14 protein-coding genes and 1 pseudogene are annotated in these 25,209 nt (G+C 40.4%); 4 read left to right on the forward strand and 11 right to left on the reverse strand.

What is annotated here, in order from left to right; all coding sequences use genetic code 11:
- Positions 1–99: 99 nt before the first annotated feature.
- Positions 100–600 (reverse strand): thiol peroxidase, encoded by a 501-nt coding sequence (gene tpx / locus EP58_RS13560; protein ID WP_036094268.1) that lies wholly within the window; start codon positions 598–600, stop codon positions 100–102.
- A 132-nt stretch (positions 601–732) separates the two neighbouring features.
- The gene (locus tag EP58_RS17060) at positions 733–4,794 is read right to left on the reverse strand and encodes a SpaA isopeptide-forming pilin-related protein (RefSeq protein ID WP_052171457.1); all 4,062 of its coding nucleotides are present in this window, start codon (positions 4,792–4,794) and stop codon (positions 733–735) included.
- 450 nt (positions 4,795–5,244) lie between these two features.
- On the opposite strand from EP58_RS17060, the gene EP58_RS13570 reads away from it, so the two are divergent.
- On the forward strand, positions 5,245–6,699 hold the full coding sequence (locus tag EP58_RS13570) for an AcpB/EbpR/MafR family transcriptional regulator (protein WP_036094271.1): 1,455 nt from the start codon (positions 5,245–5,247) through the stop codon (positions 6,697–6,699).
- A 64-nt stretch (positions 6,700–6,763) separates the two neighbouring features.
- Here the strand turns inward: EP58_RS13570 and EP58_RS13575 are convergent, their stop codons facing one another.
- Positions 6,764–7,432, reverse strand: a complete 669-nt coding sequence (locus EP58_RS13575; RefSeq protein WP_036094272.1) for a Crp/Fnr family transcriptional regulator — start codon at positions 7,430–7,432, stop codon at positions 6,764–6,766.
- A 51-nt stretch (positions 7,433–7,483) separates the two neighbouring features.
- Entirely contained in the window at positions 7,484–8,095 is a 612-nt protein-coding gene (locus tag EP58_RS13580; protein ID WP_036094274.1) for a Crp/Fnr family transcriptional regulator, read from the reverse strand.
- A 299-nt stretch (positions 8,096–8,394) separates the two neighbouring features.
- Here EP58_RS13580 and ygjK point away from each other — a divergent pair, with 299 nt between their 5' ends.
- The gene (gene ygjK, locus EP58_RS13585) at positions 8,395–10,758 is read left to right on the forward strand and encodes an alpha-glucosidase (RefSeq protein ID WP_036094276.1); all 2,364 of its coding nucleotides are present in this window, start codon (positions 8,395–8,397) and stop codon (positions 10,756–10,758) included.
- A 63-nt stretch (positions 10,759–10,821) separates the two neighbouring features.
- On the opposite strand, the gene EP58_RS13590 is transcribed toward ygjK, so the two are convergent.
- Positions 10,822–13,953 carry a MucBP domain-containing protein gene (locus EP58_RS13590; protein WP_036094277.1) on the reverse strand — a complete coding sequence of 1,044 codons (3,132 nt, stop codon included), beginning with the start codon at positions 13,951–13,953 and terminating at the stop codon, positions 10,822–10,824.
- 267 nt (positions 13,954–14,220) lie between these two features.
- Here EP58_RS13590 and EP58_RS13595 point away from each other — a divergent pair, with 267 nt between their 5' ends.
- Positions 14,221–15,696: a helix-turn-helix domain-containing protein gene (locus EP58_RS13595; protein WP_036094278.1), complete on the forward strand. Its 1,476-nt coding sequence runs from the start codon at positions 14,221–14,223 to the stop codon at positions 15,694–15,696.
- 136 nt (positions 15,697–15,832) lie between these two features.
- Here EP58_RS13595 and msrA read toward each other — a convergent pair whose 3' ends face one another.
- From msrA to EP58_RS13610, 4 genes and pseudogenes are all read right to left on the reverse strand, one after another.
- Positions 15,833–16,411, reverse strand: coding sequence for a peptide-methionine (S)-S-oxide reductase MsrA (gene msrA, locus EP58_RS17715; protein ID WP_255410898.1), 579 nt, complete (start codon positions 16,409–16,411; stop codon positions 15,833–15,835).
- Positions 16,412–16,453: 42 nt separating this feature from the next.
- Positions 16,454–16,669 (reverse strand): annotated as a pseudogene (locus EP58_RS17720) (bacteriocin immunity family protein); the annotation flags it as partial.
- Between the two features lie 100 nt (positions 16,670–16,769).
- On the reverse strand, positions 16,770–19,259 hold the full coding sequence (locus tag EP58_RS13605) for a toxin Cry1Ac domain D-VI-related protein (protein ID WP_141087957.1): 2,490 nt from the start codon (positions 19,257–19,259) through the stop codon (positions 16,770–16,772).
- Positions 19,260–19,483: 224 nt separating this feature from the next.
- The gene (locus EP58_RS13610; RefSeq protein ID WP_036094283.1) at positions 19,484–20,164 is read right to left on the reverse strand and encodes a Crp/Fnr family transcriptional regulator; all 681 of its coding nucleotides are present in this window, start codon (positions 20,162–20,164) and stop codon (positions 19,484–19,486) included.
- Positions 20,165–20,443: 279 nt separating this feature from the next.
- Between EP58_RS13610 and EP58_RS13615 the strand changes: the two genes are divergently transcribed.
- Positions 20,444–21,907, forward strand: coding sequence for an AcpB/EbpR/MafR family transcriptional regulator (locus EP58_RS13615; protein ID WP_036094284.1), 1,464 nt, complete (start codon positions 20,444–20,446; stop codon positions 21,905–21,907).
- A 369-nt stretch (positions 21,908–22,276) separates the two neighbouring features.
- On the opposite strand, the gene EP58_RS13620 is transcribed toward EP58_RS13615, so the two are convergent.
- Together EP58_RS13620 and tkt are read right to left on the reverse strand one after the other, a co-directional pair.
- Positions 22,277–23,038, reverse strand: a complete 762-nt coding sequence (locus tag EP58_RS13620; RefSeq protein WP_036094286.1) for a DeoR/GlpR family DNA-binding transcription regulator — start codon at positions 23,036–23,038, stop codon at positions 22,277–22,279.
- A 164-nt stretch (positions 23,039–23,202) separates the two neighbouring features.
- Positions 23,203–25,206, reverse strand: coding sequence for a transketolase (tkt, locus tag EP58_RS13625; RefSeq protein WP_036094288.1), 2,004 nt, complete (start codon positions 25,204–25,206; stop codon positions 23,203–23,205).
- Between the last annotated feature and the right edge of the window lie 3 nt (positions 25,207–25,209).

Consider the following 25,209-nt stretch of genomic DNA (forward strand, 5'->3'; position numbering starts at 1 on the left):
GGAGCACCGCATAAAATGGAGCTTACCCTTGATGTCAATTTTGACAACCTTGAGTAAGCTCCGTTTTATGATTATTTATTATACACTACTTATTTGTTCTTATTCCGTTTCCTTTGCCTTCGTAATCGCCGTTTCGTAATCAGGGTGGTCTGTTACCTCACCAACATATTCGGCATGAACGACTCTATTATCGCTATTCAACACAAAGACTGCGCGTGTTAGTAAACGCAATTCTTCAATCACAACACCATACGCCTCACCAAACGAAAGATCCCGATGATCGGAAAGTGTCGTCACATTAGGAAGGCCTTCTGTATCACACCACTTCTTTTGTGCGAAAGGTAAATCTACAGATATCGTAAGTATTACCGTATTTTCTAAACTAGATGCTTCTTCATTGAATTTGCGCGTTTGTTGCGAACATACGCCTGTATCAATCGACGGAATCACACTGATTATCTTCACTTTGCCATCGTAATCGCTTAATGTGACTGGCTCCAGACCTTGATTTAAAACCGTGAAATCTGGTGCTTTATCACCAACTTTTACTTCTTTCCCAATCAACGTCATCGGTGTTCCCATAAATGTAATCTTTGTCATTTGAACTTCCTCCCTTGATTGCATCTAATTCTCTTACTTTACTAATATCAGAGTTAGGTCACTAAGAACGGAATGATTTTTTCCGTAGAGGTACTAACATGATATCATGCGCTTGTTACATCAGTGTTACATTTATTTAGTATTAAAATCAGCTTTTCTATGTTGTCTAACAACTACTGCTCCTAGGATGAGGAGGATTATTGCTCCTAATAGAATCCAGATATATTCTAATGCATCACCGGTACTCGGTAGGGTGTTCGTAGGTGTTGGTGCGTTGTCGTTATTTTTTGCTCTGCTGACTTTCATTTCTGCTGTTTTTTCTGGTTGACTTGGTATCTTGCTCGCTTTTTGGGGTGATGTTTCTTTGTTGATTTGTGTTTCTTTTATTGGCGAGACTGGCGTTACTTTCGATGGTGTTTCTGGATTTCCTGGTGTTACTGTCACTGGTGTTTCCGGGTTTGGCGGGGTCACTGTTGGAATTTCTGACCGGATGTTGTCGCCCTTATTACCGAACGCTAGATCAGCTTGGTTTGGAATCCCACCGTCTTGGATGAATGGCGCTAGTTGTTCATCTGTCACGCTTTCTTTGATGGTTGTTGCCGCTATCATTGTATACGTGTGACCTGCCAAATAGGCAAAGCTATCGTCTTTTTTGCTCATCGTGAAGGTAATCAAGTTGTTTTCTTCTGTGATGGTGCCATTTTCTGTTACATCGTTGCCATTTTCATCAGTGATTTGGATGCTTTGAATCGCTAGTACGTTGTTTATTTGGTCTGTGATGATGGCTTGGTTCCAGCTTGCTGTTTGGTTACCGAATGCTGTGTGGATATTCCACTTAAAAGCATCATTACGGTTCGCTAAATCTACATGCTGTACACCTTCAATGTCTTTGTGGATTTCTGGATTCACTGGTGGTGGTGTTACCGTTGGAATTTCTGACTGAATCATATCGCCTTCGTTCGCAAAAGCTAGGTCTGCTTGGTTTGGAATACCTCCGTCTTTAATGAATGGGGCTAATTGCTCGTCTGTTACGTCTTGTTTGATCGTTGTTGTCACAGTCATTGTATAGATGTGGCCTGCCAGGTACGCAAAGCTGTCGTCTTTTTTGTTCATTGTGAAGGTAATCAGGTTGTTTTCTTCTGTGATGGTGCCGTTTTCCGTTACGTCGTTGCCATTTTCATCGGTGATTTGGATCTTTTCAATGCTTAGTAAGTTGTTGATTTGATCTGTGATGATCGCTTGGTTCCAGCTTGCTGTTTGGTTACCGAATGCTGTGTGGACATTCCAGTCGAATGCATCGTTACGGTTCGCTAGCTCTAGGTGGTCTTTGCCTTCGATGTCTTTGCTGATTTCTGGGTTCACTGGTGGTGGTGTTACCGTTGGGATTTCCGATTGGATCATATCGCCTTCGTTACCGAACGCTAGGTCTGCTTGGTTTGGAATCCCGCCGTCTTGGATGAATGGGGCTAGTTGCTCATCTGTTACGCCTTCTTTGATGGTTGTTGTCACAGTCATCGTGTAGGTGTGGCCTGCCAAGTACGCAAAGCTGTCGTCTTTTTTGTTCATTGTGAAGGTAATCAGGTTGTTTTCTTCTGTTAGCGTACCATTTTCTGTCACGTCGTTGCCGTCTTCATCTGTGATTTGAATCTTTTCAATCGCTAGTAAGTTGTTGATTTGGTCTGTGATAATCGCTTGGTTCCAGCTTGCTGTTTGGTTACCAAATGCTGTGTGGACATTCCAGTCGAATGCATCGTTACGGTTCGCTAGCTCTAGGTGGTCTTTGCCTTCGATGTCTTTACTGATTTCTGGATTCACTGGTGGTGGTGTTACTTTTGGAATGTCTGATACGATTTTACCGTTATTGTTGAAGGCTAATTCTGCTTGGTTTGGAATCCCGCCTTCTTGGATGAATGGTGCTAATTGCTCGTCTGTTACGCCCTCTTTGATTTTTGTTTGGATGTTCATCGTGTACGTTTGGCCCGATAGGAACGCGTAGCTGTTGTTTTTCTTGTTGATGGTGAATGTGATTAGGTTGTTTTCTTCTGTGAGTGTGCCGTTTCCTGTCACATCGTTGCCTTGTGCGTCTGTGATTTGAATGTTTTCAATCTCTAAAAGGTCGTTGATCTGATCGGTTAATACGGCTTTTGTCCATGTCGCTGTGTTGTTGCCAAACTTCGTGTCTACATTCCAGACGAATGAATCGTCGCGGTTTGTTAGTTCTAGTGATTGGCTAGCTGTCGTTGGTGCGCCTTCTAGTTGAGCCATGATGTTCCAGTCAAATGCTTGGTGTGCTGCGACATTTTTGTGGATTTCTGGTACGTCGATTTTTGTGTTTTTATGCGTCAGTGTGATCATTTGGCCTGCATTAGCTTCTGTGATTTCGAAGGCGATGGGTGTTTTATCCAGGATATAACCGCTTGGGGCTGTCATTTCAACCAGACTGTATTTTCCAAGGGCAAGATCATTGATTGTCAGCGTACCGTTGGCTTCTGTCGTTACCGTCTTAATGGGTGTCCCAGCGGCGTTAAGCAAGTGATACGTAGCACCGGCTAATGTCTTGTTGGTAGCTGTTGCATCGACTTTGCGTAGTTGTACGCTACCTGTTGGATCTGGCTGTTCCACTATTAATGGTTTGTTATCTACCGTGACTACTTGGACGCTGGTATGATTTGTTGCTGTGATTTCAAATGTATGTGGGGTCGCATCTAGCTCAAAACCTGCTGGTGCTTTTGTTTCAACCAAGGTGTAGTTTCCTAGTGGCAGATTCCCTACTTCCACGTGTCCTGTAGCATCTGTTGTGATGGTGCGCGCCGCCTCGCCATTATTGCTTGTTAATCGGAATTCGGCTCCTTCTAAACGATTCGCATGATTTGATGCATCGCGTTTTATAAGTTCTAGACTACCTGTTGGATCTGGTGTCGGTGGCTGATCTGGTGTTGGTGTGTTATCTATTGTTATGGTCTGAATAGTCGTATGATTATCTGCGGTGATTTCAAATGTGCGCGGCGTGGCATCTAGCTCGAAGCCTGTTGGTGCTTTTGTTTCAACCAAAGTGTAGGTTCCTAGTGGTAGATTTCCTACTTCTACACGCCCGGCAGCATCGGTTGTAATCGTACGCGCTGCTTCACCATTATTGCTTGTTAATCGGAATTCGGCTCCTTCTAAACGATTCGCATGATTTGATGCATCACGTTTGATAAGCTCTAAACTACCTGTTGGATCTGGTGTTTCGCCAGTTCCGGATCCATCACCACCAAAGTATTTTACTTCTGATTCCTTATTTTCACTTACATCTGTCCCTGTCAATTTCGCTTCGTTTCTATAGACTTGCCCTGTGGTAGGATTCGTCATTTTTGTTTGGTATGTCACAGATACCGTTTGATTAATTGAACCTAACTCTAATTGGAACCCTTCAGCACTATGACTTTTTAACATGTTGGCCGTTTCTGTATCTGATAATTTATTAGCAGGTCTCGGATTTCCTTGACCATCCGTATCTCCCTTATAAACCACTAAAGAGTCACGTACAAAAGTATGACCAGCAGCAATTGTGTCTGTATACACAGCGTTTGGAATCGTTAACTTATCGTAATTGATGAGTACATTCCAGTTGATTAGCGTTGGATCGTTCGCATCTACCTGGCCCCATTTGCCCAATACGTTGGCTGGTACTTCTGTTGTTGGCGGTCCTACTGTTCCGTTATCTGGAACAGTAATTCCTAGTCGTACTTCACCATTTTTTGTTGGGAAGTTAATGGTGGTCGTTTCGCCAGGTATATTTGTAAATCTATCTAATTGGACCCAGACTCGCATATCGCCATGTACGTTCGTTCTTGATTCGGCGTAGTCAGTGAACGTTACTGTGATTTCGTTCGTTGTTGGATTTACTTGCGCTCTCCCTACAATATTCCTTTGTGCATCTTTTAGATCGAAGTCAAGACCAGCTTCTAGTTTTAACTCGGCAGGCATCTTCACAATCATCGTGTCGCCTGCTTTTACCGTACCATCTGGAATAGCCCAGGTATAGTTAACTTGAAATTTCTCGCTAAAATTAACTGTCGTTTTATCTAAACTCACACTCGTGATGAGGTTTGAACCGTGATTCGTGCTGGCAGAACTAAAGTTGAAGGGAATCACTGTGAGTGTGATAACTGTTATCATTAACATGGTTAATAACTTTTTCATTTTTTTCATAAAATTGACTTCACTCCTATACATTTCGTTTTGGTTCCGTGGCTTTTAATTAACGGCTCTATCTACTAGATTTGAGTCACCCTATTTATTCTTTCGGAACGCAGATATCTTGCTATTGATAAAAAGCATATAGGGAAAATAATTCTGTAGCACATGATATCTCTCCTTTCTAGCTTCTATATATCATTTATTTTTATGTAAATCTCTGCTCGCATGCTAATATCTTATCGCATCCAATATTCGCTCACAACTCTACTTTGTCGATTTGTATGACAAAAAAAACATTGTAAACTGAATATTATTATTTTTGAAACATATTTAAAAATCACATTATATTTGTATATTCCCTTACATTTATCTATACTTGACACGTAGGTAAGATGCTCCTTCTTGAATCTTTATGGTAGCTATTCCTTGATATGAAATTTGTTACTCTAAGGAGTTTTATTTATGAATCAATTTTGCCTAAATATTATAGCGGATAAGAAAATTCGTCGGCAACTTCATCTGGTGGAGCGAATTTATGCCTCTCAATATCCTATTTCTCTGGAAGAAATCGCGAATGAGTTCGATATTTCAGTTCGTACGCTGGAACGTGACATTTCAGAAATCAGTACCGTTGATAAGGACTTCATTATTCAACATAGAGCAGTCGGATATGAGATTGAGAGCCATAGCCTTATTGATGATTTGTTAAGCGAAATTTCAGAACAGTCTCCTCTTTTTATAATCATTCAAAATATTTTTGAAGAAATATTCTTAGACGTAAACGAATGGGCGGATGAGTTGTTTATATCTTCGTCTGCTCTTACTCGCTATCTGAATGGTTTCAAAAAAATATTGAAAGATTTCGATCTCACGCTGTCGTATTATCCCGTTAAAATAGAAGGTTCTGAGGTAAATATTCGTTATTTCTTTTTCTATTTTTTCTATAGTACAAATGACATTTCAGAAAAATATCGACCTGGTCAGGAATTATTTGATATTTTTGAGAAAAACTATAACTACTTTATTGAAAATACGCATATTGAAGGCTATATTCAGCATCGTAGCTTGCTTTATTGGATAATGGTTATGAATAAACGACTAGAACAAGGCCACCATGTCGTGATTAGTGAAGAAATAAAAGAGAAGCAGATGCAATCATTGACCTATGAGTATATTGCTAAACTGGCGCATGAAATTATTACAACTGTACGCTTATCGAATATAACGGAAGATGAAATTGCTTTTATGGATATGTTGCTTTTGGATAATTACATTTATAAAGAAGGCGTCGCAGGGCCAATCGAGGAACGGCTTTATCCTTTCCTTACCAAAGAATTGCACGCGCTTGTGAACGACTTTTTTGTAGATGCCAGGTTGGAAAAGCCGAGTGATGATACGCTTTATATTTTCGTGTTCTATATCCGGAATATCCTTTTGTTATCTGAGCTAACACCACTTTTTCAAAAGAATTTTTTCGAGGTAAACCAATTTGTCAAGTCCACGCATTATGCTTTATTTAAACAATGGATGGATAAGGTTTCTTCGAGTAGTATTCCTGAGTTCAAAAATATTCACCACATGGAAGATGTTTGTGCTAACTTAACGTTATTTACAATTTACGCCAATAGTCAAACATTGCAGCATACTTCTCATATTCTTTTTTCATTCGATGGAAAAACGGCTTATCTTAACTACCTAGAAGTATTTGTTGGTAATTTTATTGGTGGTAATAAAAAGATGACTTTCATTTCTAATCAACATATTACCAATGATTTGGCGAAACAGCTGCATGTCGATTTGGTTGTTACGAATTATAAAGAAACATCGCAAACATTCGATTGTGCCTACTATAATACGGCCAGACACCCTTCCTTAAAAGATTGGGATAATATTCATCATTTAATTCTTTCTATGTAAGTCTTAAAGAGGCACCAACCTGCTTTATGGTGCTTCTCTAAGACTAGATTTACCGTGCGACTGACTAAGACATTGGCATCCGTACACAGATTAGCCGATCGTCTAATTTGACTAACTCCCTCTCTTCTAGTCGCTTTATCGTTGTATTAAGCGTCATACGGCTCACGTTTATATAATCGCTCAATAGTTTTCTCGTGAAAAAGCTCGGAATTTTAACAAAAGGACCATCTTCTTCTCCAAATTTATCAGCTATTATTTCTAAAAATCCGAATACTCTTTCTTCAACGTCTGCTCCCATCGCCAGAATCTTATTTAAATAAATAGGATAGATGCTAATCATGTAGTTGTAGTGGTATAGGTAGCCTTCCTGGATATTCATTATCTTAGCTAGTACATCATGAAAATGGAATCGCCAGACAACAACCTCGTCTGATATGACACTCCCGCTAAATCTGGTTTCGTCCGTACTACCTTCACAATGCAAGCCAATAAACTCTCCTGCCCCGACAAAGTTTACGAGTTGATTGCCTATAAAGACCGAGCTGATACCTTTCTCAATCGCAAAAACATACGAATCCTCCTCATTTTCCATGTAAAATATTTCGGATTTTTCAAAGACTAGTTTTTGCTTCCTGATCGGGTAGACCTCATCATCTAGTAATATGGATAACAATTTTCCTAAACTAAAATCCCGTTTGATTGCTTCGATATTGTAGAGCTTGTTTATAGTCAAAATTTAACCTCCCGATTTTGAATTTTATCGACTGTTAAGAGTGCTTTCGGTCTAGCTAGAAATAAGTAACACGCGTCTGCCATGAATAATTTTCCCCTCCTCATTTAACTTGTTTAACGTTCCTGTAAGTGTCGCTAATTTGATGTCCGTATAATTGGCTAATATTTTTTTAGTGAAATCTTGTGGAAGTCTGATGACACCTTTATCCTCTGAAACTTCACCGAACCTTGATGCGAGCATTCTTAAAGATAGGAGCAATCTGTTCGACTTGTTCAGCATCATGATACTGCTTTTTTTCAATAAATTTTCTTGGATATGTGTGATATGCTTGTTGTAAAGTTGCAGACCATTTTTATTTTGCGCTACTTTTGATAGGACATCTTTTAGTTCGAATTTCCAAACAGTTGCTTCTTTAGATACGATTTCACCGTGCAAGGTTGCTTTTCCATCTGTGTAAAGCCCGATGAACTGGTCTGTCCCAATGAATTCAAGGATGGTTTCTTCGCTCTTAATCGCTGCAATTCCTTCTGAAATACCGAATACGTATTGCGGCTTGTTCCCCGCATCTTCTAGCAATAATTGTTCGCCTCTTTTTAACGTTATCTGCTCACCTTTGATAGTTGGGAATTCATCATCTAATAGAAAATTTATGAATGTTTGCATCGTATACCTCCTATATAATTTTGCCTTTATTGGCTTGCTCTCTATCTTGGTTGGCTTTCTTAATCTAAATGTAACATGTGGGCATTATCAAATTGGGCTATTACAAAAAAAGAAAAAATAGGCGTATTTATCCGTTTTATATCTAATTATTCTGATTATTCATATTTAAAAATAAACTACTGGAACTCCCATTTTTAAGGGAAATTCGCAGGAACTAGCATTATTACAAAAAATCAGTTATACTTGTATCGTTATTTGAAAGCGTTATCACAAATATAGAAATACTCAGGAGGTATGAAATGAAAAAGAGTTATTGGTTCATTGGTTTAGGTGTTATCCTGCTGATCGTAGCTGGAATCACTGGTTTTAACGTATGGAATAAAGACAAAAAGCAGGAACAGGCGTCAGAATTGGTCGAGAAGGCGCCAAAATCAGAAGTCTCGAATTTTAAGAATCTGATTGATATCTCGGCAAATCCCACAGAAAATATGTATGGGAATTATGATACCAACCGCTTTAATAATTTCGCTGATTTAGGCGCTTGGCACGGTTATTATTTGCCTGATGGGAATACACCTGAAATACTTGGCGGTTTTGCTGGCCCGGTCATCCTTGCTGAGGAGTATCCGGCGAATTTAGCGAAAACATTTGATAAAATCCAAATTGCGAATGATGACACGAAAACAACGTATGATTTGAGTAAAGCAAGTACCGATTTTGCATACTATCCAGGCAAATTAGTTCAAACGTATGAGCTCGATGATTTGACGTTACAATTGGACTTGATTTTTGCGAGTAATCGGACGGCGCTTGTGAAAACAAATATCACGAATAAAACGGAAAAACCGCTTCACTTATCGCTTTCGTGGCAAGGGACTTTGTTTAATAAATTGAATGATGGCAGCAATCAAATCGACTTGAAGCAAACGCTTGAATCCACGCCAAATGGTGTCCAAGTCAATTTTCCGACTATAAGAGAAATGTGGACGTTCTTCTCAACGACACAAACGAAATATTCGATCTATCATGACATGCCAGTTACGAATGATGTGGCTGCGAATACATATACATCGAAGGCAAAAAATCCGATTACGATTGACCCGAGCAAGGATTTTGCGACATATGCCGTGGAAAGTTACACGTTCACCGATAAGGAATTGCAGACGGAAAAAGCCAATTGGGATTCGTATATCGCGGACCAAGATCAACTTTTCCAAGATAACAACAAGCGCTGGCAAGGCTATTTAGACAAAACATTTGCTGAGAAGACACACGAAAACCATCCAGAATATAAAAATGCGGCCGTGAAAACAATCGAAACGCTGACAACAAACTGGCGCAGTCCGGCTGGCGCGATTCAGCATGATGGCATTGTTCCGTCGATGTCCTATAAATGGTTTATCGGACTCTGGTCTTGGGATTCGTGGAAAGAAGCCGTCGCGACAGTGCAATTCAACCCAGAACTGGCGAAAAATAGCGTGCGTGCCCTATTCGATTATCAAATTCAGAAAGATGATCCGATTTTGCCACAAGATTCCGGCGCGATTATTGATGCCATTTTCTACAATAAAACACCAGAACGCGGCGGGGACGGTGGAAACTGGAATGAGCGCAATTCGAAGCCACCACTTTCCGCGTGGGCAGTTTGGAATATTTATACGGAGACAAAAGATAAAGACTTCCTCAAAGAAATGTATCCGAAGCTCGTCGCTTATCACGATTGGTGGTATACGAACCGCGACCATAACAAAAACGGCATCGCGGAGTACGGCAGCATGGTCAGTGACGCCAACTGGAAAAAAGACGCGAACGACAAGAATATCAAGGATGCAAACGGCAATTATGAGCTGAATGATGAAGCCGTTATCGAGGCCGCAGCTTGGGAAAGTGGTATGGATAACGCTGTCCGTTTTGACAAAGATGGCATTGGGAAAAATGATCCCGGCGTGCTCGTTTTTGAGAATAAAGATAGCGCAGATAAAGTCATCGGCTACTCCATCAACCAAGAATCCGTCGATTTAAACGCCTACCTATACGCTGAAAAAGGCTTTTTAGTCTCGATGGCAAAAGAGCTCGGCAAGACAGACGACGCGGATAAATACAAAAAAGAAGCCGAAAAAGTACAAACCTACATCGAAAAAAATATGTACGACAAAGACACCGGTTTCTATTACGACCTGCAAATCAACGACGATAACTCCAAAACAAAACTGCTTGTAAATCGCGGCAAAGGCACAGAAGGCTGGATTCCACTTTGGGCAAATCTATCCGACAAAGACAAAGCAGCAAGCGTCCGTGAAAACATGCTTTCTCCAAATAAATTCAACACGTACATGCCGTTTCCTACTGCGTCCAAAGACAACCCGCGTTTCAGCGCAACAGAATATTGGCGCGGCCCCGTTTGGCTCGATCAAGCATTATTCGGAGTCGAAGCCTTGCAAAATTACGGTTATAAGTCCGACGCAACCTTCCTTTCGAAAAATCTATTTAATCACGCGAACGGCTTGATGGGCAACGGACCGATTCACGAAAACTACGATCCGCTTACCGGTGACGGTCTAAGCACGAAAAACTTCAGCTGGTCCTCCGCCGCGTATTATTTAATGTATCAAAATACGATTGTCGGTGATGAAACAACCAGCCAGACTGGGATTGAGAAATAAGATTTACCGCTAATATAAAAACCGCTAAAAATCGAACCTGATTTTTAGCGGTTTTTATATCATTTATAATTTTCCAAGTCTACGAACATACAGAGCAATCAAACCGGCAATCACCATCAGTGCACCAATTAATAGAGCTACTTGATTCGTTGTTTCTCCTGTTTTTGGAAGCTTAGCTGCTTGCACTTTTGCTTGGTTATCTTTAGGTTGCATTCTCATATCAATGTTTCCATATACGCCCATGTTTATCTTGCTTGTATAGCTAGTTACTACATTTTTATTCTCTTTTTTTCCTGTAACTTTCTCCTTGATTGCAGCATCTTTTAATACTTTTCCGTTCTTATCTACAGTTGGAGCTACAATACTTTCTTTATTCGATTTCACCGTTACATAAGCCGTTTTTTTCATCCCTTCGTAAGCGTATTCGATTCGATAAGTCCCTTCCTTATTGACATTAACCAGCCCTGAGACTTGCATGTTTTGAAATTCGAGCGGATCACCATTTTTATCTGATGCACTTTCAAAATTGTCAGAGGCAGTCCAATTTCCGCCAACATAAACAATGGAATCTTTCACAACTATGTTCGTCTTGTCTTTCTTATAGTGATACGTAATCCGTTGCGCCTGATCTGTGTATTTCCCCGCAATACTATTTCCCTCCTGTGTCTGGCCATTTAAATCTCCTGATTGAAAAATATATCCCGGTATATCTTTCATATTACTCTCAAAAGGGTCTCCAAAAATCGCGTTCTTATCCAATATCTCATCTTGTAATCCTATTTCTTTTTGTGTATCATCATCCATATATTGTACGTACACCGGAGCCGCTTTCTTCCAGTCATAACTGTAAATAACAGTTTGCTCTTTTGCATCATCGAATACACCGCTTCCCTCGGAAACTCGTACGCCATCAAGGGTAATCTCCTTCAACTCGTATCCTGTAAATGATTTTAATTCTGTCTCAAAAGAATCGCCCCATTTTTTATCAACCCCATCCAACTCTTCTTTCGCTAGCACCTTACCCTCCTTATTTTGGTAGATAACATGCACTGGTTTCGCTTTGGCTTTCGTATAAGAATAGTAGACTTTGATTGTTTGGTTGGGATCAGGATACGTTCCTTTTGCATTATCGGGTATGTCTGATAATTCATAGCGATTTATATTTTTAGGTTCAAAATCATACGCTTGACCCACCCCTCCGCTTTTAACATCTACTGGACTTATTTCCTCTTTTGTATCCTTGTCAATGTAATGTAATTCGACGGTACCGCCAATATCGGGCTCATAAAGATAGCTTACTTCACTGCTCTTATCGCCGAAAGTTCCTGATGTATTATCTGGTATATAAACCAAATGATAGCCATTTATGAACTTAGGCATTGTGGAGTATCGTTCATCATATTTACCCGTTAAGATTTCTTCTGAGGCGATGTCTTTTTGATTATTTTTATCCTTAAAGCGTACTTTTACTTGGCCGGGAGCATCGTCTTTTTTCAAGGAGTACGTGAGTTCACTTGAATATTGGACGTCACTATCATCGGTAAAATTCCCACTTGGGTTGCCTTGAACGTCTTGCAGTGTAAAATGTTCGCTCTTTAATTTCGTTAAAATATCTTGAATGGCTTTGTTTTTTTCAGACCCATCGAATGCCTCATCATGTTTTCCATACATTAAGTAGCTCTCGTGTATTAGTCTGCCCTTATCATCTTTGAAACGCGCAATCACAGGTTTACCATCATTTTTTTCATAAACAAATGTAATTTCTTGTTGTTTATCTGTTACTTGGCCGCTAATCTCATCTTTTTTTTGTCGATAATGTTGTATATTGATGGCTTTTTCTTTGAACCTGGAACCATATTTTAGGCCTGATAACTTCTTGTCTTCATGAATCGTTTTACCTTTTTCATCCACGTAATGGACAACTACCGGAGCGCCCTCAGATACTTTATATCGGTAGACGATTTCTTGATCATCATCTGTCAAATAGCCTTCTTTCTTTTCACCGCTATCTATAAGCGTATAAAAGGGAATTTCTTCTCGTGGCGTCACCGTATATTGGTCTCCCCATTTTCCAGTTATTATTTTATTATCGACTCCTGGAATGGGGTTCCCATCTTCGTCTACATATTTTACAATCAACGGCTTTGCTTGCTTGAGTTTGTACTTAAACGTTTGTTGTTGTGCTTTTTCATCTAGCTTTATCTTCATCTCCTCTTTACCATCGAGTGTTTCGTAATGCACCATATTTTTGGCTTTCGCGGTTACCGTGTCGCCATATTTGCCTGTCAGGATATCAGGCGTCGGGCTTCCAAATGCCTCCCGTTGCTTCTCATTTAAAGTGGATTCTGCGTTAACGTGATTTACTGTCGCATTTCCACCAGGCTCTCTTTCAAATTGATATTCTGCGTTAACTTCTCCATCTCGATAATTTCCCATCGTATTTTTTTCACCTACATAATTGTAATGTTGATTCTTAATGTATTCTTTTTTAGCTATGTAGTCCTTTTGAACATCTTGATTGTAGGGATTGCCAATTTTTCCGTGTAAGACACTTTCCACCATGATCGATTTTCCTGTATCCACATCGACGTAAGATACCTTTACTGCTCCTTCTTCATTATCTTTTGTGACATGTACCCTGATAGATATCGGTTTATCTAATACATCTTGGGAATACAAGGTTTGTTCTGAACTTCCCCAAAAAACTTCCCGTTCGAATGTGTGCCATACTGTATAAACGCTACGAACTTCTAGCAAAAAACTGGTGTCGATTTTCTTATTTGTTTTCGCAGTAATCGATATGGAGCTTGGACTTGTGTTAGTCGTTCCGTTTCCTGGGCGCTTGTAGTCGATGGATAGTAAGCTAGTATCGACACCGACTGTAGAATAAATGGGGTTCATACTAATGACATAGGCTTCTTTTTTCCACGTCGGGCCTCCCTCACTATACTTTGTGGATTCTCCTCCCCTATAGGAAAATTTATCTGTTAGCGGTGTTGTGACTGTATGGATACGCTGTTCTGAGTTCTCTTGAATAATTCGTTTTACATTTTCTGTTAATTTCGCTTTTGACTCATTTTTCGCTTGTTCGACTCTTTGCTCCATCGCTGCATGGGCTAGTTCAGGGTGTAGTACAAACGTGAAAAGCGGAAAAATTAACATCATAACGATACCTATTTTTAAAAATTTCTTCATCTCGAACCTCCGATTATTTTTTATAGCCTATTTTTATTTAAAAATTAGGAATAATGATATTATTTTATTGTTAGATCTTATGTAGCTGCTCCAGAAGATGTCGTAAAGTACATTGGTCGCTAGCTTTTTTGTAATATTTTGACACAAGTGTTTATTTTACAACTTTATCCTACTCTGCTATAGTAACATTATTAAACGAGACTTTGTATGTACAATTAATGTTTAGCGCTAGATATTAATTGTACATAGCAATGAGGAGGTATTATTTTGATTCCAGTCTATTTGCAAAAAGAGCTAAATATTTTATTCTTTGTCATCAAAAAAAAGAATACTTCGCTAAGGGATATATCCTCATCTTTAGGTATTTCTAAGCAAACTGTAAAATCAAATGTGGTTAGAATCAATCAATCTTTTGAACAGTATCTAAAAATGAAGGACTTCATTTCATCAGACAACACTGGCACTATTCGGGTGAAACGGCAGTATGAGAAACAAGCCGTGGAATGTTCTTATATTTTGAAATTAAAATTGCTGAAGCAGGTAGTTATATTCAATTATGCTGTTTTACTTACAACAAGATCCGTTATTAAGAAACAAGAGATAATCGAGTTATTATTTATTTCAGAGAGCTACTTTACTAAGTTAACGTACAAATTAAATACATTTTTGAAACCATATAATATTAAAATAATTGTCTCTGATAACAGGGTTTATCTTGAGGGTAATGAAATATTTATCAGGCTCTTCTCCTACATATTTTTGCAAGATTCTTTTCAAGATTTAGAATGGCCTTTTTCCAATATATGTATCGATGAAATTAAATCCACCGTTCCTCCAGAAGTTCTACAAACCGCTCATCAGAGATCTAATACAAAAGAAAGGTCTCTCTATATTCTTTATGCCGTTCTTCATACTAGAATAAAGGAACAAAACTTCATTGAAAACCCTAATTCTCCAGAGCTTTTATCCTTTTTTGAGCTGATCACAGAAAATTTTGATGCTGCGTTAATTTTTCACAAAAATGGGTTTGGTAACCTGAGCTTAATTAACAAAAAAAATGAAATACTTGTTTTTAATTTTCTTTCTAGAATTTTTATTTCAGATATTATTCAGAGGGAACAAAAAATCCAGCTCGGTAAAACTTTTTCTGTCCAAAAACACCCTTATTGTGTGCTTTCGAAGCAAATTTATACGCGATTTTCTACGTTAACTTCCTTAGTTTTATCCAAAGAAAAAGAATATATGTATATCTATTATTTGTCACTTATTATCTCTTCCTATAATTTAATTGGCAACGCATTTCTCAGTTTTGTGGAACTATATATCCCAAAGCTGGTCATTTATTTACCAAAGAAAGATGCTATGGCCGATGCTATAAGAGAGACACTTTCTCCTATCATAGATGATGAAAGCCACCTAGAATTGATATGTAATCTTTTGCATTCTTTATTGCATTCCGAAAGAAGTCCTAAAATCAAGATTTATTTACAAATGACAAAGGATTTTACCGCTATTTATGTCATCAAAAATCGCCTATCTTCGCTGTATAATAATATTAATATTTCCGTTACTAGCGACTACTCAAAAGCAGATATTATTGTAACGGATACGCTTGAGAAAGCCAAACCAGATAAACACGTATTTTACCTAGATTCAACTAGAAACATGGAAAGATGGGCAGAATTAACAACGATTATACAAGATAAATTCCGCGAGAAAATAAATTTGGAAGGAGGAGTATAATTCGTTATATCAGGATAAACTGCAGCTTCAAAATTTTGACATGCAAATACATGTATGAAGACTAGTAAGAGAGAGTACCACAATAACCTTACTAGTCTTTGTACGCTTTATTCATGTTTTTATCGGATATTCCCTTCTAATCCTTTCCCCATATCTTCCATCCACGCCGCCATTTCGTTTGCATCCGCTGAAACGCTAAAAACTGCTGGCGCGAACGCTTGAGTTTCTTGTATCTTCTCGGGTTTTTCTGATAGAATTGTTGATGGAAATTTTCAGCTGGCCAAAAGGTCGTAGCTGGTTCGATAGCTGTCACGATTGGATGCTTGTATCTCCCCGACTCCGCTAAATCTCGCTTCGACTGCTCCGCGATTTGGTGCTGTTCCTCATTTGCCACGAAAATAACAGGCCTGTAGCTGTCACCACGATCCGCCATTTGGCCAAATGCATCAGTCGGATCAGTCAACTGCCAGTAAAGTTCGACCAGCTCTTTATAACTCCAAATTTGCGTATCGAAAATAATCTCCACCGCTTCGACATGCCCCGTATAACCACCAACCACTTGCTCATACGTCGGATTTTCCATATGACCACCAGTATAGCCCGATATCACCGAAATAATTCCAGGCCTAGTCTCAAACGGCTCCACCATACACCAAAAACAACCACCAGCAAAAATCGCGCGCGCTTGATGTGGACCATCTTGTTCGTAATGGATAGACAAATCGAAGGAGCTACCAGCCAGAGGATCATCCGTGATTTTTAAGTAAAAATCGGTCACGTCTGGCGTCAAGTTATCTCTTAGGGCCAATGGACGCAACAACGCCTCAAGCTTCGCAATCTGATCGTCAAAATGCGCACCATCATCAATCGCCGTCTTTGCCACCCGCAATTGAGCACGTTCCCAGTCGCGAGTGGCTGGATTTAGCAGCAGATTGTAGAGATCTCCGAGTATTTCGGTTTGGCTTGTTTTCATTTTTTAGGACCACCTTTGTGATGTGTCAGTAACATTTATATTCTATGTTATGCCACTTTTGAAGGTTAGTCAAAATGTAGGGTTGCGGGTTTCTCCTCTTTTAATAATGCGAAACACTATTCAGCCAAGTAGCCACAGAGTTACCAATAAAATATTGTCCTTCGTCATTAGGATGAAGTCCATCAGTATTGTTTTCATCGTAGAAATTCATGATTGCTTCTGCATCTGCTGTTCTAATTTTATCGGCTGCGTAGAATCTAACTGTGCCGTTAGCAACAGTTCCACCCCAATATTTCGTGCCGTCGACTACTAAACCAACCTTGGCTACATTGTTGTTATACGTTCCTGTTAGATAGCCATCGCCAATTTTATAGTCTGCCACAGTTACTTTTAATGGTTCATATACTTGTACCTGTACAGACGTTCTGATTTGTTTACTGCTGTCGTAGAAATTCACAATCACAACATCGCCGGCTTTTAGATTTTTGTCTGCTACGTAGAATTTAAAAGTACCATTAGCGATATCCCCGCCGTAGTAACGTTTACCATTGACATCGACGCTCAAAGCTGTTGCTGGGCCAGTATATGTTCCAGTGATGTACATGTCACCAACTGTGTATTTTGTAATGGCTCCTGTAATCCCAACTCTTGCTGAAACTTGTGCTTGCGCTTTATCTACTTGTTTTTGAAGTGTTGCTTTTAGCGCTGGGTCAGTCACTGCGTTTACTTTATCTTGTGCGGCGTTAACTGCTGCTTGGTTCGTTGTCGTTTTAATATCTTTTGTTGGATCATTATTTAAGAATAGATCGCTCACGCTTGCTTTAGCTGCATCTTCTGCTTCTTTTTCAGCGTTTGTGCGGTCTGCTAGTTGTTGTTTTGCCTTATCTAAGTCGCTTTGAAGTGCTTCTTTTGACGTTTCATCTGTTACTTTGTTGATTAGATCCTCTGCTTTATCAATGTCTTCTTGTGTCATGCTTTCTGAAATGTTTCCGTTTGGATCGTTATTCTCAAATAAGTTGTTTACTGCTTCACGCGCTTTTTCTTGCGCTTCTTGTTCCGCAGCTTCTTTACGATCTGTTAATTGTTGTTTTGCTTTGTCCAAATTTTTTTGAAGTTCTGCTTTTTTCGTTTCGTCAGTTACTTTATTGACTAAATCTTGTGCTTTATCCAAATCGTCTTGTGTTAGATTCCCAGTGATGTCACCATTTGGATCATTGTTTTCAAACAGATTATTTACTGCTTCGTTCGCTTTGTCTTGCGCTTCTTTCTCGGCAGCTTCTATGCGATCAGTCAATTGTTGCTTTGCGTCGTCCAATGCTGTTTGGAGCTCTGCTTTTTTCGTTGCATCTGTTAATTCATTCACTAAGTCTTGCGCTGAATTGATGTCTTCTTGTGTTACATTTCCTGTAATATCACCGTGTGGATCTTTATTTTCAAACAAGTTGTTTACTGCTTCTTGCGCTTTGTTTTCTGCATCCATACGCTCAGTCAATTGTTTCTTCGCGTTATCCAAGTCCTTTTGGAGTGCTGCTTTTTCGGTTTCATTTGTTACTTGATTCACTAAATTTTGCGCCTTGTCGATATCGCCTTGTGTCACAACTCCTGTAATATTACCGTTCGGATCTTTATTCTCAAATAAGTTATTTACTGCTTCGCGTGCTTTTTCTTGTGCTTCTTTTTCTGCATTATCACGAGCAATTAATTGTTGTTGCGCTTTATTTAGACTGCTTTGTAATTTCGTTTGCAACGAGCTATCTGTTACATCGTTAATTAGCTCTTGTGCTGCATTGATTTCCTCTTGTGTTAGTCCAGCTTTAATATCATTGGCTGGGTCGCTTCCACTAAATAAATTATTAACCGCCTCTTGTGCTTTTTGAGCCTGTGCAATGGCATCTTGTTGCATTTGGTTAGCACTTTTCGTAATGCTTTGCGTAGCTTGGAATACTTTATAATCTCTTGTAGAAGCAGTTCCAGTAGAAGCTAGTGTGATGTTTGTTTTTGTTGATGTTGCCACGAAGCTAAAAGTACCTTCATAACCATTGAGGATTCCCTGATTTAAACCAATCAATGTTCTAGGTGCCAAATCATTAATCTGTAACGTAATATTTCTATTTACCATTGTTCTAGTCGGACCAGGACCGACGCTTTGATCTAGATAGAACAGGGACGTGTATGTGTATTCTTTTCCGATTTCTGTATTGATTGTCTGAGATACAGAAGCATTTTTTCCAGCTTTAAAAGTAGTTTGCATAACTCCGTCCACATTACTTATTTGAAATAAAGTACCTGATGCATCTGTCGCTCTTACCCCTGGACTACTACCAGTTTCATATCCTAGCGTTGTATAATCTGCACCAGATGTTAGATTCCAGTTCGCTGCTAATTTTTTATTATTCGTGGCTGAGATAGAAAGATCTTGGCTTAATAAGTTTGGGTTAAGCACCGCTAATGTGCTTGGTTGCGACTGTGATTCTGCCGCCTTGGCAGTTAGTGCTCCTAGTGGTGTCGTTACCGATGTTCCGAGTAGTGCTGCTACAGCTACAATACTTGCTGCTTTTTTCATTTTATTATTTAACATATTTACTTTCATTCTCCTTTGTGTTTGATTACTTTTTATACTGGTATTCCATAGTGGGCGGCCCCTTGCCCATCACCTCCTTATATGTTGTACTCAGAATGAGCGCCCCACCTACGTCCTTATTCGCTTTTTTATAGAGGTTGCGCGATTACCTGTTCCTCAGATATAGGTAGGTGGTAGGAACCATTCATGATCATATCTCACCTCCTAATAGCTATCAATAAATTATCTGATTTTTATATTAAACTTTCTATTTCTAATATAATTTCACGTTTACTGGTCATCTGGATAAGGTCTTCCTCTTGCAAGGCTAGCAAACTATCGCTCAGCTTTGTTAGTCCAATCCCTACATATTGCGCGATGAGATTCCGTGTAAAGACGGGAGGAATTTTCACGTAATCAGAACGGTTGGTGGGTGTGCCGAACTTTTTCCCTACTTCTTGCAAAGCTATAAAAACGCGCTCTTTATGTGTTTTTTTCATCGTCATGAGCTTCTTTGTGAATAAACTGTATTGATCCAACATGCTCAAATAGTGAAAAAGATAGCCTTCTTGTGTGCTCATAATTTTTGCGATAACATCACTTTTTAGGAAGCGCCAAATGATTGTTTCGGTGATTGTTGTTACTTTGAAATCTTCATTATTTGTATTTATCATGCTATCTGAAAGGCCAATAAATTCGGAAGGGCCCTTGAATTCGAACACTTCGTCCGTTATGCTTACACTGGCAATCCCGTCGCAAATGTAGTATACATATTCTGTATCGTCTTGATATAAAGGAATAGTCGTATTCTTTTTGAACGTCATATTTATTTTTTCAATATGAAAGAATGTGTTTTCTACTAATAATTTAAAAAGTTTAGGTTGATTGAATTCCTGTTTGATCATTTCTCTGGAATATAGATTATTTTGACCCAAATACACAACCTCCTTATGATTAATAGTATGTCATATTATTTTTGACGTTTGTTACCTGAAAAAATGGTCCTATGCTCTAAATTGTGAATTATTTGTGACAGTTAGTTTTTTTGAGGGGTTAACAGATTAAAAAGTGGCATTAGGGGAAAAGAATAGAAAAGTTGGCGTTTAAAATGCGTCATGTCTCACTGGGGATACTTTTATTTTATGGGAATTTGCTTGTCATCGCCATTTTATTTTGCCTAAATTTTGGGCGTTTTTGAAATGAGGGGGTTGCTTATGAATCATTTTTGTTTGCGGTTAATACCTGATAAAAAAGTCCATCGTCAAATTTTGTTGATTGAGCAGGTCGCCAAGGCTAGGTATGCGATTACGTTGGATGAAATATCAGATACGCTCAATACGTCATTGCGAACGTTAAAAAGGGACGTGCAGGAAATTGAAAGTATGGAGGAAAAGTTAATTATTAGACATTCTGCTTCGATGCTGGAAATTGATGATAATGAGCTTGTGGATTTTGTTTTGGCTGAATTGGCTGAGAAGTCGCCGCTTTTTGCGATTACAAAAAGTATTTTTGAGGGGCGGTATTTGAATATTGATGAGTGGGCGGATGAGTTGTTTATTTCGACGTCGACGTTGTACCGGTATTTGAATCATTTTAAGGAGATTTTGGCGGATTTTCATTTGAAGTTGCAGTTGTCGCCGGTTGCGATTGAGGGACGCGAGGTGGATATTCGGTATTTCTTTCATTATTTCTTCTATAGTACGGATGATGTGTCGCAGAATTTTAGGCCGGATAAGCGGGTTTTTAATCTGTTTGAAGAGAGTTTTCAGTATATTATGGAGCATAGTGAGTTGGAGGGGCATGTGAGTCATCGGAGTGTGCTGTATTGGATTATGGTGATCACGAAGCGGCTTGAGTTGCGGCAATATATTCAGATTAGTGATGATGTGCAGTTGAAGCAGCAGGAGTTGCCGATGACGTATAAATCGATTGAAAAATTAGCCGTTGAGGTGCTGGGCCTTGTTCTTTCTTCTGATGCGGATGTGAACCGAAATGAAATGCTGTTTTTGGATTTTATTTTGTTGGATAATTATGTGTATACGGAGCAGTTTTCGAGTGGGATCGTGAATATGGAAAATGTGACGTTGATTGAAAATTTGTTCGCGATGGTGCGGGAGTATTTTGTTCGGAATGGGTTGGAGGAGCCGGATGAGGCGTCTTTGAGTATTTTTGTGTTTTTCCTGCGTAATATTATTTTGTTGAGTAGACTCTCACCGCTTTTTCAGAAAAATTTCTTTGAGGTGAACGCTTCAATTAAGAAGAATCATGGGAATATTTTCGAGGTTTGGTATGATATTTTGAGGGGGAATGCGGTTCCTGAGCTTCAGCATATCGCGCATATCGATGATGTAAGCGTTAATCTGACCATGTTTACGCTGTATGTGAATAATAAGAATAACGGGAAAAAGAAGCATATTTTGTTTTCGTTTGATGGGAAGACGGCATATTTGAATTATCTTCAAATTTTTGCGGCGAATATTGTGGGGAGTAACACGAAAATGACGTTTTTGTCGAATCAGCGTGTGACGAATGACTATATTAAGGAGTTTGACGTGGATATTTTGGTGAAGAATTATAAGGAGCGTTATGAGCATTTTGACTGCGTGACGTATACGTGTTCTAGACAGCCGAATGCGACGGATTGGGACAAGGTTTCGCAGTTAGTTTTTGATATTTAAAAATATCTGGGACATAACTCCAAACAAAATAAAATCGCCTGACCCTTATTTTGGGGTAAGACGAAAATAATGCGTTACACAAATCGAGCGAAAGCGTTTGTATTCTGGGGATTTTGATAGGATTAACCGTTCACTTTGTTTACGCTTATATTGGGACTGTAACTCATTGCATGTCGAACAGTCCCAACAAAGCGGAGCATACTGGTGTATGTGATGACTGAAAGCAGGGAGAGGGTAGTTTCCTCGACCATGCAAGAAGTTAAGCGTAGCAGAACCGGAAGTCCGCCAAATCCCCTGAATGCGAGCGCTTGTCGCCGATTTATTTCGGCTATGTCCCAGACTATTTTTTGTAGTGAATCGAATCACATGTTAGTTCGCAATGTCTACATTTATAGACTGCAAGCAGGATGCCAATTCAGCGGATAATACTTGGTCTGTCACTAATACATCGATATCCTCTATTTTCGCAAAAGTCGCGATGGAGCTTTTTCCGAGTTTGCTATTATCAACGAGTGCGATTGTTTTTCGGGCGGTTGCAACCATTTCGCGCTTGAGTTCGACTTCATACAGGCTAAAATCGGTTAAGCCGTCCGATGCGTTCAGGGCATATGCTGACGTGAATAGGATGTCGACGTTTACTTTCTTCAATAATTCGTGCCCAATCAGGCCTTCAATCGAGTTGGAACCGCTACGGACAATGCCGCCGATGATGATTATTGTCAAATTCGGATTTTCTTTTAGCATCGTGGCTGTCGTTAAGCCACTCGTCACAATCGTTAGGCGTTTCGTCGATTCTTTGATGAATTTCGCGAGTTCAAAACAGGTCGTGCTGGCATCGAGTATGATGCATTGGTCGTTCTCGATATATTCAAAAGCCGCGGCGGCAATGCGTTGTTTCTCGGAGCGGTGTTTCTTTTCGCGGACGGCGTATTTTTTGTCGATGTCGTCTTTTTCTTTCATCATGGCGCCACCGTGTGTTCGTGTGAGTAATCCTTGTTTCTCCATGGCATTTAAATCGGCCCGAACGGTTGCTGCGGAGACGTTTAGCTTCTCGCTCAACTCGTTGACGGACACTGTTTTTTGTTCTTGCACCCTATGTAAAATCTCACTTCGACGTTGATTTGCGAACATGGATTTTCACCTACTTTTTCATATAATAGTGTAATTCATCGTTTCCTTCTATTTGCTTTCAATAAATCACACTTTCATTTTACCACATGCCTACCAATAATTGTAGTATCTGGCAAATGAAAAAGAGTCTAAGCAAGCATGCGCCACGCTCAGACTCTCTTTGCTCAATTCTTTTGTAGTGTCGCCAAAATTTGATCTGCTATTTTTTCAACGGAGAAACCGAAGTCTTCGGCGAGTTCTGGGCCTGGACCTGATTTTCCGAATGTATCGATGGCGATGATTTTGCCTTGGTCACCGACGTATTTGTGCCAGCCTTGGGATGAAGCCATTTCGATCGCAATTCGGTGTGTGATTTCGCTTGGAAGGACGGCTTCTTGATAGTCCGCGGATTGGCGTTCGAATAATTCCCAACTCGGCATGCTGATGACACGGGCGCCGATTTGTTCTGTCGCTAAGCGTTCGCGGACTTCCATCGCTAAGGAAACCTCGGAACCAGTTGCGATTAGGAGCATGTCTGTCGTTGCGGTCGGCGATTCGGCTAGGATGTATGCGCCTTTTTCGACGTCTGTCGCGGCTTTCGTGTCTGTGGTCGGCAAGATTGGTAACGCTTGACGGCTGAGCACGAGCATAACTGGGTTTTCTTGTTGTGTTAGCGCGTATTTGTAGCTCGCAACCGTTTCATTCGCATCTGCCGGCCTTAAAACGACCAAGTTCGGCATCGCTCGGAATGAGGCCAGGTGCTCGATTGGCTCGTGTGTCGGGCCGTCCTCTCCAACCATGATCGAATCGTGCGTCATCACGTATGTTACTGGAAGATTCATGAGAGCTGCCGAACGAATCGCGCTCCTTAAGTAGTCTGAGAATACGAAAAAGGTCGCGCCATATGGCTTGATTCCGCCGTGCAAAGCCATTCCATTCAAAATTCCACCCATCGCAAACTCGCGGACGCCAAACCAGATATTTTTGCCTTCGTAATGGTTAGCGAGGAAGTCACCGCTGTTTTTAAGCATCGTTTTGTTGGAAGATGACAAGTCAGCCGAACCGCCAAATAGGCTTGGTAATTGAGGCGCTAGCTCGTTTAAAAGTGTACCAGAAACGTCTCGTGTTGCCACTGGCGCATCGTCCGTCGTGTAGGTAGGTAAAACGAGTCCTTGATCCGCGGTTTCTTGATTGTCGATGAGGCGTTGCAATTTCTCCGCTTCTTCTGGGTAGTCGTTTCTGTATTTGTTGAACGCTTGGAGCCACTTCGATTCACGGTGGTTTCCTTTAGATAAATAGTAGTCTTTTTGATAGCCGACCGTTTTTGGTAGCTCGAAAGGTTCTAATTCCCAGCCGTAGTTTTTCTTGATTTGGGCGATTTCTGCTTTGCCTAGTGGCGCGCCATGTGCTGCGGCTGTGCCTGCTTTGCTCGGACTTCCGTCGCCAATCACCGTTTTAATTTCAATCAAGGTCGGTTTGTTAGTCTCGGCTTTCGCTAGGAGAATGGCGCTGTTGATGGCCTCGACGTCATTTCCATCGGGGACGCGCAACGTTTGCCAGCCTGCCGAGCGAAAACGCAAATCGATGTCTTCGGAAAAACTTTGCGAGAGTTCGCCGTCTAGGGAAATATCGTTGGAATCGTAGAGCACGATGAGTTTTCCGAGTTGCAGATGGCCGGCGAGTGAGCTTGCTTCGTAGGAAATGCCTTCCATCAAGCAACCGTCGCCGCACAAAACGTACGTGTGGTGATCGATGACTTCGTGGGATTCCTTGTTGAACATCCCGGCAAGATGCGCTTCTGACATCGCCATTCCGACACCCATCGCGATGCCTTGACCCAGTGGGCCAGTTGTTGCGTCGACGCCGGGCGTGTGGCCAAATTCGGGATGACCTGGCGTGGCGCTGTCTTTTTGCCGGAAGTTACGCAGGTCTTCTTTGCTGACATCGTAGCCGAAAACGTGAAGCAGGCTGTAAAGTAGTGCCGAGCCGTGGCCTGCCGAGAGGATGAAGCGGTCGCGGTTGAACCAGCTCGGATGCGCCGGATTAAATTTTAAATGATTTTTCCATAGTGTGAAAGCCATTGGTGCCGCGCCCATCGGTAGGCCTGGGTGCCCTGAGTTCGCCTGTTCGACCATGTCCATCGATAGCACGCGTAACGTTTTTATCATTTGTTGATCCATGAGTGACATATG

It is taken from the genome of Paenilisteria newyorkensis (genome assembly GCF_000766145.1).
Lineage (GTDB): Bacteria > Bacillota > Bacilli > Lactobacillales > Listeriaceae > Listeria_A > Listeria_A newyorkensis.

Coding starts and splice junctions, on each gene's coding strand:
- EP58_RS13590 (WP_036094277.1), bottom strand. CDS start 13,953: ATGAAGAAATTTTTAAAAATAGGTATCGTTATGATGTTAATTTTTCCG.
- EP58_RS13580 (WP_036094274.1), bottom strand. CDS start 8,095: ATGCAAACATTCATAAATTTTCTATTAGATGATGAATTCCCAACTATC.
- EP58_RS13615 (WP_036094284.1), top strand. CDS start 20,444: ATGAATCATTTTTGTTTGCGGTTAATACCTGATAAAAAAGTCCATCGT.
- EP58_RS13570 (WP_036094271.1), top strand. CDS start 5,245: ATGAATCAATTTTGCCTAAATATTATAGCGGATAAGAAAATTCGTCGG.
- EP58_RS17060 (WP_052171457.1), bottom strand. CDS start 4,794: ATGAAAAAAATGAAAAAGTTATTAACCATGTTAATGATAACAGTTATC.
- EP58_RS13620 (WP_036094286.1), bottom strand. CDS start 23,038: ATGTTCGCAAATCAACGTCGAAGTGAGATTTTACATAGGGTGCAAGAA.
- EP58_RS13605 (WP_141087957.1), bottom strand. CDS start 19,259: ATGAAAGTAAATATGTTAAATAATAAAATGAAAAAAGCAGCAAGTATT.
- tkt (WP_036094288.1), bottom strand. CDS start 25,206: ATGTCACTCATGGATCAACAAATGATAAAAACGTTACGCGTGCTATCG.
- ygjK (WP_036094276.1), top strand. CDS start 8,395: ATGAAAAAGAGTTATTGGTTCATTGGTTTAGGTGTTATCCTGCTGATC.
- tpx (WP_036094268.1), bottom strand. CDS start 600: ATGACAAAGATTACATTTATGGGAACACCGATGACGTTGATTGGGAAA.